13 protein-coding genes are annotated in these 12,926 nt (G+C 42.7%); 10 read left to right on the forward strand and 3 right to left on the reverse strand.

Translation table 11 applies throughout. From position 1 onward, the window contains the following. Nucleotides 1-65 precede the first annotated feature (65 nt). Complete coding sequence (locus K8B83_RS12565) at nt 66-968, forward strand: dienelactone hydrolase family protein (RefSeq protein ID WP_188740260.1); 903 nt, start codon at nt 66-68, stop codon at nt 966-968. Nucleotides 969-1,246: 278 nt separating this feature from the next. Here the strand turns inward: K8B83_RS12565 and K8B83_RS12570 are convergent, their stop codons facing one another. The 3 genes from K8B83_RS12570 to K8B83_RS12580 form a co-directional block, all read right to left on the reverse strand. Further along, nucleotides 1,247-1,588: a response regulator gene (locus K8B83_RS12570; protein WP_223417376.1), complete on the reverse strand. Its 342-nt coding sequence runs from the start codon at nt 1,586-1,588 to the stop codon at nt 1,247-1,249. A gap of 21 nt (nt 1,589-1,609) precedes the next feature. Beyond that, entirely contained in the window at nt 1,610-1,936 is a 327-nt protein-coding gene (locus tag K8B83_RS12575) for a response regulator (RefSeq protein ID WP_188740262.1), read from the reverse strand. Between the two features lie 76 nt (nt 1,937-2,012). Then, nucleotides 2,013-2,954, reverse strand: a complete 942-nt coding sequence (locus K8B83_RS12580) for a LysR family transcriptional regulator (RefSeq protein ID WP_188740263.1) — start codon at nt 2,952-2,954, stop codon at nt 2,013-2,015. Nucleotides 2,955-3,238: 284 nt separating this feature from the next. Here K8B83_RS12580 and K8B83_RS12585 point away from each other — a divergent pair, with 284 nt between their 5' ends. From K8B83_RS12585 to K8B83_RS12625, 9 genes are all read left to right on the forward strand, one after another. Then, nucleotides 3,239-3,970, forward strand: coding sequence for a histidine phosphatase family protein (locus K8B83_RS12585; protein ID WP_188740264.1), 732 nt, complete (start codon nt 3,239-3,241; stop codon nt 3,968-3,970). A gap of 34 nt (nt 3,971-4,004) precedes the next feature. Beyond that, a complete protein-coding gene (locus K8B83_RS12590; RefSeq protein ID WP_188740265.1) occupies nt 4,005-4,775 on the forward strand; it encodes an SDR family oxidoreductase in 771 nt (256 codons plus the stop codon). A 48-nt stretch (nt 4,776-4,823) separates the two neighbouring features. Further along, nucleotides 4,824-5,948 carry an NADH:flavin oxidoreductase gene (locus tag K8B83_RS12595; protein WP_188740319.1) on the forward strand — a complete coding sequence of 375 codons (1,125 nt, stop codon included), beginning with the start codon at nt 4,824-4,826 and terminating at the stop codon, nt 5,946-5,948. 75 nt (nt 5,949-6,023) lie between these two features. Next, entirely contained in the window at nt 6,024-7,235 is a 1,212-nt protein-coding gene (locus tag K8B83_RS12600) for an acyl-CoA dehydrogenase family protein (RefSeq protein WP_188740266.1), read from the forward strand. A gap of 105 nt (nt 7,236-7,340) precedes the next feature. Next, a complete protein-coding gene (locus K8B83_RS12605; RefSeq protein ID WP_188740267.1) occupies nt 7,341-8,375 on the forward strand; it encodes a phosphotransferase family protein in 1,035 nt (344 codons plus the stop codon). Nucleotides 8,376-8,425: 50 nt separating this feature from the next. Next, nucleotides 8,426-9,187 (forward strand): SDR family NAD(P)-dependent oxidoreductase, encoded by a 762-nt coding sequence (locus tag K8B83_RS12610; RefSeq protein ID WP_188740268.1) that lies wholly within the window; start codon nt 8,426-8,428, stop codon nt 9,185-9,187. Nucleotides 9,188-9,246: 59 nt separating this feature from the next. Next, nucleotides 9,247-11,052 (forward strand): acyl-CoA dehydrogenase, encoded by a 1,806-nt coding sequence (locus K8B83_RS12615; protein WP_188740269.1) that lies wholly within the window; start codon nt 9,247-9,249, stop codon nt 11,050-11,052. A gap of 294 nt (nt 11,053-11,346) precedes the next feature. After that, nucleotides 11,347-11,808: a MaoC family dehydratase gene (locus K8B83_RS12620; RefSeq protein WP_188740270.1), complete on the forward strand. Its 462-nt coding sequence runs from the start codon at nt 11,347-11,349 to the stop codon at nt 11,806-11,808. Between the two features lie 163 nt (nt 11,809-11,971). Further along, nucleotides 11,972-12,892: an SDR family NAD(P)-dependent oxidoreductase gene (locus K8B83_RS12625; protein WP_188740271.1), complete on the forward strand. Its 921-nt coding sequence runs from the start codon at nt 11,972-11,974 to the stop codon at nt 12,890-12,892. Nucleotides 12,893-12,926: the final 34 nt, after the last annotated feature.

Below are 12,926 nucleotides of genomic sequence, written 5' to 3' on the forward strand. Positions count from 1 at the left end.
GGCGGGGAGCATGTCAAATTGCGTGAATTTGAGCCTTAGGGGCGTACAAAGACATGAGGGAACTTATGCAACAACAATTAGCAAAAACAATACCGCAAGAAGCGTTTGACTGGTATGACTCCTATGCGCATGGCGGGATGGACCGACGTACGTTTATTGCAAAATTAGGCTCGTTAGTGGCGCTAGGCTACTCAATGAGTGTATTAACCTCTGCTTTATTACCTAATTACGCGCTGGCTGAACAAGTGTCGTTTAATGATGCAGATATTAAGGCCAGGTACGTCAATTTTGATTCGCCCTCAGGACACGGTAAAGGGCGAGGATATTTAGTTGAACCGACTCATATTGATAACGATAAAGAAGGGCGCTTACCTGTGGTGCTAGTCGTACATGAAAACCGTGGATTAAACCCCTATATTGAAGATGTTGCAAGACGCCTGGCAAAAGCAGGTTTTATTGCTTTAGCGCCCGATGCATTATTCCCCTTGGGTGGCTATCCAGGTAATGATGATGAAGGCCGTCAAATGCAGAGCACGCTTGATAGAAGCAAAATAGAACAGGACTTTGTCGCAGCGGCTGAGTTTTTAAAAGCCAATTCACGCAGTAATGGCAAATTAGGCGCGGTTGGATTTTGTTTTGGTGGTTACATTGTTAATTACCTTGCAGCTTATAAACCCGATTTATTGCAGGCTGGGGTGCCGTTTTATGGCACACCTGCTGAAAAAACATTAAGGGCTAATATTAAAGCGCCGTTACTCATTCAGTTAGCTGAACTTGATGAACGTGTTAATGCAACCTGGCCAGAATACGAGCAAGACTTAATCGCAGCCAAAGTGCCTTATACCTTGCATATGTATAACAAGGCCAATCATGGTTTTCATAATGATTCTATTGCACGATATGATGAGGAAAATGCAGAACTGGCGTGGCAACGTACCCTCGTATTTTTTAAAAAACACCTCAGTTGATCAACGGACGATAAAGGGCGAGAGCTTGCCCTTTTATCGACTTGCTTATTGCTATTAGCTAATTCCACTCAACCTTAGCCCGATAAAAATGCTGATAAGAATGAGCGTGGCATTAAATATTAAATTACCCATTCCCAGCTCACAATCAATAAAGGTTGATTGATAGTTTACTCATTCTGGTGTTCGTGGTTTACGTTAACAACGTAGAGTATTCGCCATTGTTAACGTAAAACCAATCAGCAATCTCTTTTTACTTATTTATCCTGATTGGTATCACCTTAGTTCGATTCAGCGGGTTTAGCGGGTTTTTCGGTTTCTGTTTCAGTTTTAGGTTCTGCTGGTAAATCGGTTTGGTTTTCTTTTTCAGTGTCAGATGAAGCTTCTTTATCTGTGTCAGATTTGGGTTGTAAATAACTGATTAGCTTTTGCTCTAACACCTTGTAATTTAATGGCTTTAAAATGTAGCCCGACACACCGGCGCTCATTGCCTGTACAATTTGCTCCTGTGAACCATTGGTGCTCATAATAAACACATCTGTATTGGCCAATGCTTCATCTAGTCTAATTTCTTTTAATAAATCGATACCGCTTTTTCCTTCCATATCATCATCTGTTAACACTATTTTAAAGGGTGTACCCGCCTATGCGGCTTCCTTAAGCTGTGTTATTGCTTTTTCTGCACTTAGCACCGCAACCACTTTAGTAAAACCAATTTTATATAAAATATCATCAACTATTGTTTGTACTTCATCTACATCGTCAACAATAAGCACTCTAGGGATCTGTGGTTTGTTCGCGTTTGCAAACTGACTTGCATGGTAATTAGTTAGTTTGTTGTTGATTGAAACAAGCTGCATTAGCCTACTGTCAGTTTCGTCTGAAGCACCAGCCTGGCTATTTTGTCTTTGTTGTTTGATCATTGACTCAAAAATCTCTAAACAAATTTGTACTTCAGATAATGTGAACATTTACTACCTCATACTTAAGAAAAATCGTTGTTATTAATATAAATTTAGCCTAGCAATTGCAACGTGTCACACTCAGTTAGTTGTTATTGTTGCGAACATGACGGTTTGAAGTAATTTTTTTACTCTCAGTAGCAGCAATAATCATTTTATTTCTTAGCCATTTATTGGCGGGCTCTTTGTCGACATTAACGTGCCAGTATAAATGCACGCCAAGTTCGGGCAATTCAACTGGCATAGGGTAAATCGCAATATCGAGCATATTGGCGTACATTTGCGCTGCTGTTTTGGGCAGTGTGAGCAACATATCATTATTTAAAATAACCCGACATGCTGATAACGCATGTTGACAACGCAGGGCAATTTTTCGATGTAGACCAATGCGTGACAGTTCAAAATCTTCCAAACTTGGGCCTGTTGAGCGCGATGAAACTAATACATGGCCAAGCTTTAGGTAGGTTTCTAAATCTAAATCAGGATTAATCGCGGGATGATTTTTTCGTGCAACAACCACAAGCCGGTCAAGCTCTAATTGGGTATGCATGATGTTATTGCTAACCGGTATGAGGGTATCGATGGCGAGATCTATGTCTCCACTGGCGAGTTTATTTTCAAGTTCTGTTCGTCTTACTCTTTTATTGCTACGCAAATTAATGGCCGGCGACTCTAGCGATAAACTTTCTTGTAATATTGGCAAGTAGTATGGCTCCAACGAGCCATGCAATGACAACGAAAAGCTTTTGCGAGACGTGAGCGGTTCAAATTGCCTAGACTGCACTAAACATACCTGTAATTGATGTAATGCTTCACGCACATCGTCAATCACATTTTTGGCCACAGGAGTTGGCCGCATTTCATTACCCTGGCGAATAAATAAGGCGTCATCAAAATGATCCCTTAATTTTCCTAGTGAGTGGCTTACAGCAGGTTGAGATAAGTTCAGTACCGATGCGGCCTTGGTGATATTGCCTTCACAATAAATAGCATCAAAAACCACAAACAAATTCAAATCAATTTTCATACTTACTCCGTGTATCTCACCATGTCCATTGTTATAGCCAATGGCACTCATCAACTATTAAAAATATAAATAGTAGGGTATTAGAACTATTCATTTGTTCAATTTAGATGTTGATATTAGCATAGTCAAGTAGATTTAATTTAGTCGTTAGTATCCTTAGAACAGGTATTAGTCATGGCCTTGTAATGCATTTTCAGTGAGTAACCCGTTAAGGTTAATTACAACAAGGTGATCCCTGTATTTACGCCCAGTTAAGGCATCACATATTCAGTTAGAGACTCTTCATGGCAGCTATTTATTTGATAAGACACGGGCAGGCATCATTTGGCAGTAATGATTATGATCAACTGTCTGAAAAAGGAAGTCAGCAAGCAGCCATATTAGGGCAGTATTGGCGCGCTAGACCTGAGCCGAGTAAATTTTTTTGTGGTGACTTATTGCGTCATGGCCAAACATTAACTGGCTTTATGAAAGGTTATCAAGGCGAGACAACACCGACTGTTATTCACTCAGGTTTTAATGAGTTTGACCATGTTGATATTTTGCAAAAGTACAATGCGCAGTGGCACAACTTTGCAAAAATGAATGAGTCACTCAATCAATTAAGTGATCCGAATAAAGCGCTACAAAAAGAGTTTCTTCAGGCTTTAAATCGTTGGATATCGGGCACCCACGACCAAGATTACAAAGAGAGTTGGGTTCAGTTTAAGGCGCGCTGTATACGGGCGCTGCAAAATGTGATTGAACAGGAGTTGGCTAAAAAACGTCAACCTTCACGCGACAGCCAAACTAGCAAATCAAAAGATATTTTAGTGTTTACCTCAGGTGGGACCATTTCGGTGATTGTGCAGCACATACTGCAATTAAGTGATCAACAAACATTAGCCTTAAACCAGCAAGCAAGAAATACGGGGGTCACTAAATTGTTGTTTTCTGAAAACATGCTAAGTATAGATTATTTCAATAATTATAGTCACCTAGAGCAAGTTGGTGAAGAATGGGTGACATTTAAATAAACATTTTACGTTCAAAAAATATAAAGGAATGAATATGAACAACAGTAATTTATTTGATTTAACAGGGAAGGTTGCATTAGTGACAGGTGCAAGCCGTGGCATTGGTGAAAGTGTGGCAAAAGTATTGGCGCAGTATGGTGCGCATGTGATTGTGTCGAGTCGTAAAATCGATGCATGCCAAGCTGTTGTTGATGAGATTGTAAAAGCCGGTGGTAGTGCACAAGCAATAGCATGTCATATTGGCGAATTAGATCAAATTGATGCCATTTTTGCGGCCATTACGGAGCAACATGGCAAGTTAGATATTCTGGTTAACAATGCTGCTGCAAACCCATATTTTGGCCACATTATCGATACTGATTTAGCCGCATTTCAAAAAACTGTTGATGTGAATATTCGCGGTTACTTTTTCATGTCGACTCAAGGCGCCAAGTTAATGAAAGCCAGTGGCGGCGGTTCGATTATTAACGTGGCTTCTGTCAATGGTGTTATCCCTGGTGATTATCAAGGCATTTATTCAGTCACAAAAGCCGCTGTCATTTCAATGACTCAGGCATTTGCCAAAGAATGTGCCCAATTCAATATTCGTGTTAACGCCTTACTCCCTGGTGGTACCGACACCAAGTTTGCTTCAGCGCTCGTTGATAACCCAGCCATTTTAAAACAGATGATGCACCACGTGCCGATGAAACGGGTAGCCCAACCTGACGAAATGGCCGGTACTGTGTTGTATCTAGCCTCAAATGCATCAAGTTATACCACAGGTACTGCCATCAATGTTGATGGTGGTTACTTGATTGGTTAACGATTCAAAACAAAAACAAAAAACGAATATCACGCATAGGAATTTATGATGACTAGCACTCAAAACACCAGCATCAACAAGCTATTTGAAACGTTTTCAAATAAATCGTTATCGCTTAAAAACAAAACGGTAATGGCGCCAATGACTCGCGCGTTTTCGCCTAATTATGTCCCAAATGATGAGGTTGCTGGTTATTACCGCCGCCGTGCCGAAGGGGATGTGGGCTTAATTATTACTGAAGGCACTTTTATTTCGCATAAAGCCGCCAACGGCTATGAAAATGTACCGGCCATTTATGGCGAAGCCGCATTAGCGGGCTGGAAGCATGTTGTTGATGAAGTCCACGCAGCTGGCGGCAAAATTGCGCCACAGCTTTGGCATGTTGGCGCGGTGAGAAAACCCGGTGTAGGGCCAGACAAAGAAATGCCTGCATACAGCCCTTCTGGATTGTATAAACCCGGTGCACCTAATGGTGTTGCCATGACACAAGCTGACATTGATGAAGTGGTTGCTTCATTTGCCCAAGCAGCACTTGATGCCAAAAACATAGGTTTTGATGCGATTGAAGTGCATGGCGCCCATGGTTACTTAGTGGATCAATTTTTTTGGGAAGGCACCAATCAACGCGATGATAAATACGGTGGCACGCTTGAAAACCGTACTCGCTTTGGCGTTGAAATTGTTAAAGCCATCCGCGCAGCAGTGGGCGATGACTTTACCATTATCTTCCGTTTTTCGCAGTGGAAACAACAAGATTACACGGCAAAGCTGTGTCAAACCCCAGAAGAACTCGCCATCTTTTTAGGCTTATTAAGCGATGCTGGTGTGGATATTTTTCATGCGAGTACCCGCCGCTTTTGGGTTCCAGAATTTGAAGGTTCTGAGTTAAACCTTGCTGGTTGGACTAAAAAACTGACTAACAAACCTGTGATCACCGTGGGTAATGTGGGCCTTGACGCTGACTTTATTGGCGAAGGCAATGCTGATTTATCGGGCACTTCAAACCCTACTGGTATTGATGAATTATTGGTGCGCTTAAATAACGACGAGTTTGATTTAGTCGGTATTGGCCGTGCGTTATTGGTTGATCCTCAGTGGGTGAACAAAATTAAAACCAATGCAATTTCAGAAATTAAACCGTTTAATAAAAAGTCATTAATGTCGCTTAGCTAAGTTGTTGATTAAGAGATGGTAAACCATGCAATCGCGCCAATGATGACGCACTAGGATCCAATACAAGGACAGCATATGAATTTTGAATACAGTGAAAAAGTTCAAGGATTAATCGACCAGGTTAATGCGTTTATGGACTTACATGTTTATCCGGTTGAAGAAGAAATGCATCGTCAAGTTGAGCGCGATCCGTGGTCAACGCCCCCATTAATGGAAGAGCTTAAGGCCAAAGCAAAAGCGCAAGGTTTATGGAACCTGTTTTTACCTGTGGCATACGGCAAGTACAGTGGTGGGTTGACCAATTTAGAATATGCGCCATTAGCTGAAATTATGGGTAAAGTGATGTGGGCGCCTGAAGTATTTAACTGCGCGGCGCCCGATACCGGCAATATGGAAGTATTAGCCAAATACGGCAGCGAATCTCAAAAAAAGCAGTGGTTAGAGCCACTGCTTGAAGGCAAAATTCGCTCGGCATTTGCCATGACAGAACCCGAAGTTGCCTCAAGCGATGCAACCAACATTGAATTAAGCATTGTCCGTGATGGTGATGAATATGTCATTAATGGCCGTAAGTTTTACATTAGCGGCGCGTGTCGTAAACAATGTGAAATTATGATTGTGATGGGTAAAACCGACCCTCATAACAGCAACCGCTATATTCAACAATCTCAAGTGCTTGTACCCATGAAAACCCCAGGTGTTAAGGTGGTTAGGCCAATGAAAGTATTTGGCTACGATGATTCACCAGAAGGCCACGCAGAAGTGACCTTTAACGATGTGCGTGTACCAGTAGACAACATTATTGTGGGTGAGGGTAAAGGCTTTGAAATCGCCCAAGGTCGCTTGGGGCCGGGGCGCATTCACCATTGTATGCGTTCAGTTGGGATTGCACAGCGTGCGTTAGATTTAATGTGCAAACGTGTGAGTGAGCGCATTGTGTTTGGTCAACCTATGATTAAACAACAATCTGTACGTGAAGATATTGCCAAATCGGCCTGCCAAATTGAACAAGCGCGTTTAATGACGTTAAAAGCCGCGCAAAAAATGGACACCGAAGGTAATAAAGCCGCTAAAGACCTCATTGCCATGATAAAAATCGTGGCGCCTAGTATGTCGCTTGATGTAATAGACCGTGCCATTCAATGTCATGGCGCTGTTGGTGTGAGTCAAGATACCTTTTTAGCCCATGCCTGGGCAGGCCAGCGCACTCTGCGTTTAGCTGACGGCCCTGATCAAGTTCATATGATGCAACTTGGCCGTGATTTAGTGAAAAAAGTAACGCAATAACCTTGCAGGCAGGCCAATAATTTCTGGGGTGAGTTGGCCTGCCATTATCATTTTATGACTGTCATTAATCTAATCCAATCTATTCAATAATAAGAGTATTTAGAAATGCCACATACGTTTCCTATTGATAATGAAAAGCTGAGTGCTTATTTGCAGCACCATGTTGAGGGCTTTCAAGGGCCAATTACACTTGAAAAGTTCTCGGGTGGGCAATCTAATCCTACTTATAAAGTGACCGCTCAGTCGGGCGTTTATGTTTTGCGTCGTCAGCCACCCGGAAAATTACTCAAGTCAGCTCATGCAGTGGACCGAGAATATCGCGTGTTACATGCATTAAATGGCACAGATGTGCCGGTTGCAAAGGTGTATCACCTGTGTGAAGACCTGAGCATTATTGGCTCTATGTTTTATGTGATGGAATATTGCGACGGCACTGTGTATTGGAGCGCGTCATTGGCTGAAATTGACACCAACGAGCGACGTGGGGCCATGTACAGCGAGATGAATAGAGTGCTTGCAGCGTTACACAGCATTAATGTAGATGACATTGGGTTAACTGATTACGGCAAAGCCGGTAATTATTTTGAGCGTCAGTTAGGGCGTTGGACCTCGCAATATCGACTCACCGAACTTCAAAATATTCCTGCTATGGATGTACTTATTAAATGGCTAGAAGACAACTTACCCGTCGATGACGGTCGTGTGTGCCTGGTTCACGGTGATTTTCGTTTAGACAATATGATGTTTGCAAAAGATAAGCCCAGTGTTATTGCCTTGCTTGACTGGGAGTTATCTACCTTAGGCCATCCTTTTGCCGATCTTGCCTATCAATGCATGCAACTGCGTATGCCTGCTGGCATGGGAACCATTGACGGTTTAAAAGACATTGATAGAGCCAGTTTAGGCATTCCGAGTGAAGAAGACTATGTGGCGCAATATTGTCAACGCATGGGCATTGACCGAATCGACAATTGGCCATTTTATCTTGCTTTTAGTTTTTTCCGTTTAGGTGCAATTGCACAGGGCGTGGCTAAACGCGCAGCCGAAGGCAATGCTTCAAACGAAAATGCCAACAAAGTAGGCGCTTTTGTTGCACCGCTGGCGCAAATGGCATTGCAAGTGATTAACAACGCAAAATAATCAATGACAAAAACAATACAACAAGACCATCAATTACAGGAGTTACTCGCATGGATCCATTATTAGATTTTACTGGCAAAGTTGCTGTTATTACTGGCGCTGCACAGGGTTTTGGTCAGTTACTAGCACAAGAATTGGCAAAGCGTGGCGCAAAACTCGTCATCAGCGACATTAACGAAGCCGGTGTTCATCAGGTGGCTGACGATATCGCGGCTACTGGCGCTGAAATTGTCGCTATGAAATGCGATGTATCAAAAGATGAATCTTGTAAAGCCATGGTCGACACCGCGCTTGAGTATTTTGGCCGCGTTGATATTGGGGTTAACAACGCAGGTATTGCCCATGAATTTATGCCGCTGCACATGATTGACGAGTCAATCATGGACCGCCAATTTGCGATTAACGTTAAAGGGGTTCAATTTGGCATGCGCCATCAAATTGCCCAAATGCTTAAGCAAGGCGAGGGCACCATTTTAAATGTCAGTTCAATGGCTGGTTTAGGTGGGGCAGCTAGAGGCAGTGCTTATGCAATGGCAAAACATGCGGTGATTGGCTTAACCAAAACCGGTGCAGTGGAATATGGCCGCGACAACATTCGCATTAATGCCATTTGCCCGTTTTTTACCTTAACTCCTATGGTCACCAATTTTGCCGATGAAGAAAAGCAAAAGAAAATGGCCCGTGGCACACCGATGAACCGCCTTGGTGAGCCCAAAGAGATTGTTGCTGTAATGCTGATGATGTTGTCGCCAGCAAATACTTACATGACAGGGCAATGTATTGCCGTTGATGGTGGTGTGTCAGCCTTTTAAAGGCAGGTAATTTAGCCATCACCATTGGGTTACGCATTAAAAGATAAGAAGAGAATATTATGCCAGCAACATTAATGAATGAACGCGATCTTGAATTTATGCTTTATGAGCTATTTGACAGTGAAAGCTTAGTTAATCGGTCGCGTTATCAGGATCACGATCGCCAAACCTTTAATGAAGTGGTTAGCACAGCAAAAACCATTGCCGAAAAGTACTTCCTTCCGATCAGGCAAAAATTAGACACGCACCAGCCCACGTTTGATGGCAAAAAAGTGCATATCATTCCAGAGCTTAAAACCGCAATCGATGCAGTTAATCAATCAGGTATAGGCTCTGCTACTGCTGATTATGATTTGGGGGGAATGCAACTGCCGCCAATTATTGCCAGTGCTGCGGCATCTTATTTAACCGTAGCTGGCGGTGTGGGTATGGGTTACAACATGCTCACCACAGCCAATGCCAATTTATTACAAGCTCATGGTAGCCCTGAGTTAATCAATACCTGGGTTAAACCCATGCGTGAAGGCCGATTTATGGGCACCATGGCGATGACAGAGCCAGGCAGTGGCTCGTCATTAGGTGATCTCATCACTAAAGCCGTAAAAGCAGATGATGGCACGTATCGCATTAGCGGTAATAAAATTTATATCTCAGGTGGCGATCACGATTTAAGCGAAAACATAGTGCATTTAGTGCTTGCGCGCATTCAGGGTGCACCAAAAGGGGTGAAAGGTATTTCGCTATTTGTGGTGCCAAAGTTTTTACTCAATGAAGACGGTTCTACTGGTGCAGATAACGAAGTGGCCCTTGCAGGGTTATTCCACAAAATGGGGGGCCGCGCTCAAACCTCTACGGCGTTGAGTTTTGGTGAAAAAAACGGATCAGTGGGTTATTTGGTCGGTGAAGAAAACTGCGGCTTAAAGTACATGTTCCACATGATGAATGAAGCCCGCATTATGGTGGGTACTAGCGGTGCGGTACTGGCTGTGGCGGGTTATCAATACTCTGTTGATTATGCAAAAAATCGCCCTCAAGGGCGTTTACCCTCATGTAAAGATCCGCAATCACCCATGGTCAATATCATTGAACATGCTGATGTAAAGCGAATGCTTTTAGCACAAAAAGCCTATGCCGAAGGAGCTTTAGCATTGGTGCTATACGGCACGCAGTTAAGTGACGATGAACATACCGCCGAGACCGAAGAGCAGCGTCAACACGCCCATACCTTATTAGACTTTTTAACCCCAATCATTAAAACCTGGCCGTCAGAATATGGGCCTAAAGCCAACTCGTTGGCAATACAAGTGATGGGTGGGCACGGTTACATTAATGAGCATCCCGTTGAAATGTTTTACCGCGATAATCGGTTAAACCCAATCCATGAAGGCACTACCGGGATCCAATCGTTAGATTTGCTCACTCGTAAAGTGCCGATGAATAACATGCAGGGCTATAAAGCAACCCTACACGAAATCGCAAAAACCATAGAAAGTGCTAAGCAATACAATAGTTTACAGGAATACACTCACAAACTCAGTGATGCACTAAACACACTTAACAGCACAACCGATGCGGTAATGACCAGTATGGCAACCAAGAATATTGATTTAGCCTTGTCTAACTCGGTTAAATACCTTGAGCTATTTGGCCATGTGATTATCGCCTGGTTATGGTTAAAACAAAGTATGGTTGCCACTGATGCCTTATCGCACCAACCTCACCAGGACGACTTTAATTTTTATCAGGGCAAGTTACAGGCAGCTCAGTATTTTTACCGATTTGAGTTACCTGAAATTGAATTGTGGTCTAGGTTACTTATTAACACTGACAGCACCAGTTATGACATGCACAGCGATTGGTTTTGATAACTTACCCTGAGTTGAAGTTATCACAGCCAACTTTTTCAGCAACGCTGAGTTGCGTAGGGGCATTTAGCTCAATTATGTAGCTCAAACATGCAGATCAATGATCTAAAAAATAACCAGCATCATTTATGTTAAATGGTGCTTTTTTTTATTTTTCACCCCACCACTATTCATTTGGTTAATATCCAGGTATCAAAACTATTCATTTGTTTAATTAACTTAGCCCAATTAGCATGAGTTATCGCTTAATTTTCATTCATGGATTGTGTTGCGAAAGCAAACGAGGACAGGATAATGCCAACAGTGATTAATCGAAATAACATTGCAAATTATATTGGCCATCAAGCCGCACCCACTCAGTGGCATCAAATCAACCAACAGCAGATTAACCAATTTGCTGATTGCACCTTAGATCACCAGTTTATTCACGTTGATGAAGAAAAGGCAAAAGCCACGCCTTTTGGCTCAACCATTGCTCATGGCTTTTTATCGTTATCTATGCTGTCGCATTTTGCGGAAGAGTTTAGCGTTATTATCGACGGTTTTTACATGGGGCTGAATGCTGGGTTCGATAAAGTACGATTTTTGCAGCCGGTAACGGTTAATAGTCGCATAAGAGCCCATGCCAAAACCTTGTCGATAGAAGAAAAAAAGCCTGGTCAATTTCGTATATCAACCGAAGTCACCATAGAAATCGAAGGTATAGATACGCCAGCCTTGGTTGCTGAGTGGATATCGGTGCAAATGGTCAAATAACGAGGGTTTATAGGGTGTAATAGTCATTAATAGTAAATGCCACACTTAGCCCTATTAACTATTAGCTATTCATTTGGTTTCATTTTAGTCAGTAATCACACAACTAATAAAACTGCGACAACAAAGATAACAATAAAATAATCAGCACAGTGAGAGGTTCAATATGACTATCAGTTTTGCAGGGCAAGTTGCCATAGTTACAGGTGCAGGTAATGGATTAGGCCGCTCACATGCGTTGGAGTTGGCTAAACGTGGCGCTAAAGTCGTGGTCAATGATCTTGGCGGTGCACGCGATGGTAGCGGCGCTTCTTCTGCTGCCTCAAAAGAGGTGGTTGAATTAATTCAAGCCATGGGTGGAGAGGCCATCAGTCATGGTGCAAATGTAGCCAATTTTGATGAAGTCCAAGACATGGTGCAGCAAACCATGGACAAATGGGGGCGTGTTGACATTCTCATTAACAATGCTGGGATTTTGCGCGATAAGTCGTTTTCTAAAATGACCTTAGATGATTTTAAACTGGTGATGGACGTGCATGTAATGGGCTCAGTTAACTGCACTAAAGCCGTTTGGGAAATCATGAAACAGCAAAATTATGGCCGAATTGTTATGACAACGTCATCAAGCGGCATGTACGGCAATTTTGGACAGTCCAATTATGGTGCCGCAAAAATGGCAGTCATTGGGTTAATGAACACGCTAGTACTTGAAGGTGCAAAAAATAATATTCACATTAATGCATTAGCGCCCACCGCTGGTACCCGTATGACAGAAGATTTAATGCCAGAAGAAATCGTTAAAGCCTTTGCGCCAGAGGCGGTTACTGCAGGCATGTTGACCCTGTGTGATGAAGCCGCACCTAACCGATTTATTCTATGTGCAGGCGCTGGCGGTTATTCAAGCGCAAGCATTTTTGAAACAGACGGCTGCTTTATTCCAACTGCTAAACAAAGCCCTGAAGCGGTACGAGAAAATTGGCCTAAATTAACGGCGCAAGACAACCAACAGGCGCTGGTATCGGGCGCTCAACAAGGTGAAAAATTTATCATGAAAGCCATGGCGTTCATGAAATCACAACAGGCATAACACGTTACCTGTTCATGATAAATCATTAACCGGC

The organism is Shewanella inventionis, assembly GCF_019931735.1.
Classification (GTDB): domain Bacteria; phylum Pseudomonadota; class Gammaproteobacteria; order Enterobacterales; family Shewanellaceae; genus Shewanella; species Shewanella inventionis.

Bases quoted from the DNA above. Each gene is read 5' to 3' on its own strand.
- K8B83_RS12565 (WP_188740260.1), top strand. From the start codon at position 66: ATGCAACAACAATTAGCAAAAACAATACCGCAAGAAGCGTTTGACTGG.
- K8B83_RS12575 (WP_188740262.1), bottom strand. From the start codon at position 1,936: ATGTTCACATTATCTGAAGTACAAATTTGTTTAGAGATTTTTGAGTCA.
- K8B83_RS12580 (WP_188740263.1), bottom strand. From the start codon at position 2,954: ATGAAAATTGATTTGAATTTGTTTGTGGTTTTTGATGCTATTTATTGT.
- K8B83_RS12585 (WP_188740264.1), top strand. From the start codon at position 3,239: ATGGCAGCTATTTATTTGATAAGACACGGGCAGGCATCATTTGGCAGT.
- K8B83_RS12590 (WP_188740265.1), top strand. From the start codon at position 4,005: ATGAACAACAGTAATTTATTTGATTTAACAGGGAAGGTTGCATTAGTG.
- K8B83_RS12595 (WP_188740319.1), top strand. From the start codon at position 4,824: ATGACTAGCACTCAAAACACCAGCATCAACAAGCTATTTGAAACGTTT.
- K8B83_RS12600 (WP_188740266.1), top strand. From the start codon at position 6,024: ATGAATTTTGAATACAGTGAAAAAGTTCAAGGATTAATCGACCAGGTT.
- K8B83_RS12605 (WP_188740267.1), top strand. From the start codon at position 7,341: ATGCCACATACGTTTCCTATTGATAATGAAAAGCTGAGTGCTTATTTG.
- K8B83_RS12610 (WP_188740268.1), top strand. From the start codon at position 8,426: ATGGATCCATTATTAGATTTTACTGGCAAAGTTGCTGTTATTACTGGC.
- K8B83_RS12615 (WP_188740269.1), top strand. From the start codon at position 9,247: ATGCCAGCAACATTAATGAATGAACGCGATCTTGAATTTATGCTTTAT.
- K8B83_RS12620 (WP_188740270.1), top strand. From the start codon at position 11,347: ATGCCAACAGTGATTAATCGAAATAACATTGCAAATTATATTGGCCAT.
- K8B83_RS12625 (WP_188740271.1), top strand. From the start codon at position 11,972: ATGACTATCAGTTTTGCAGGGCAAGTTGCCATAGTTACAGGTGCAGGT.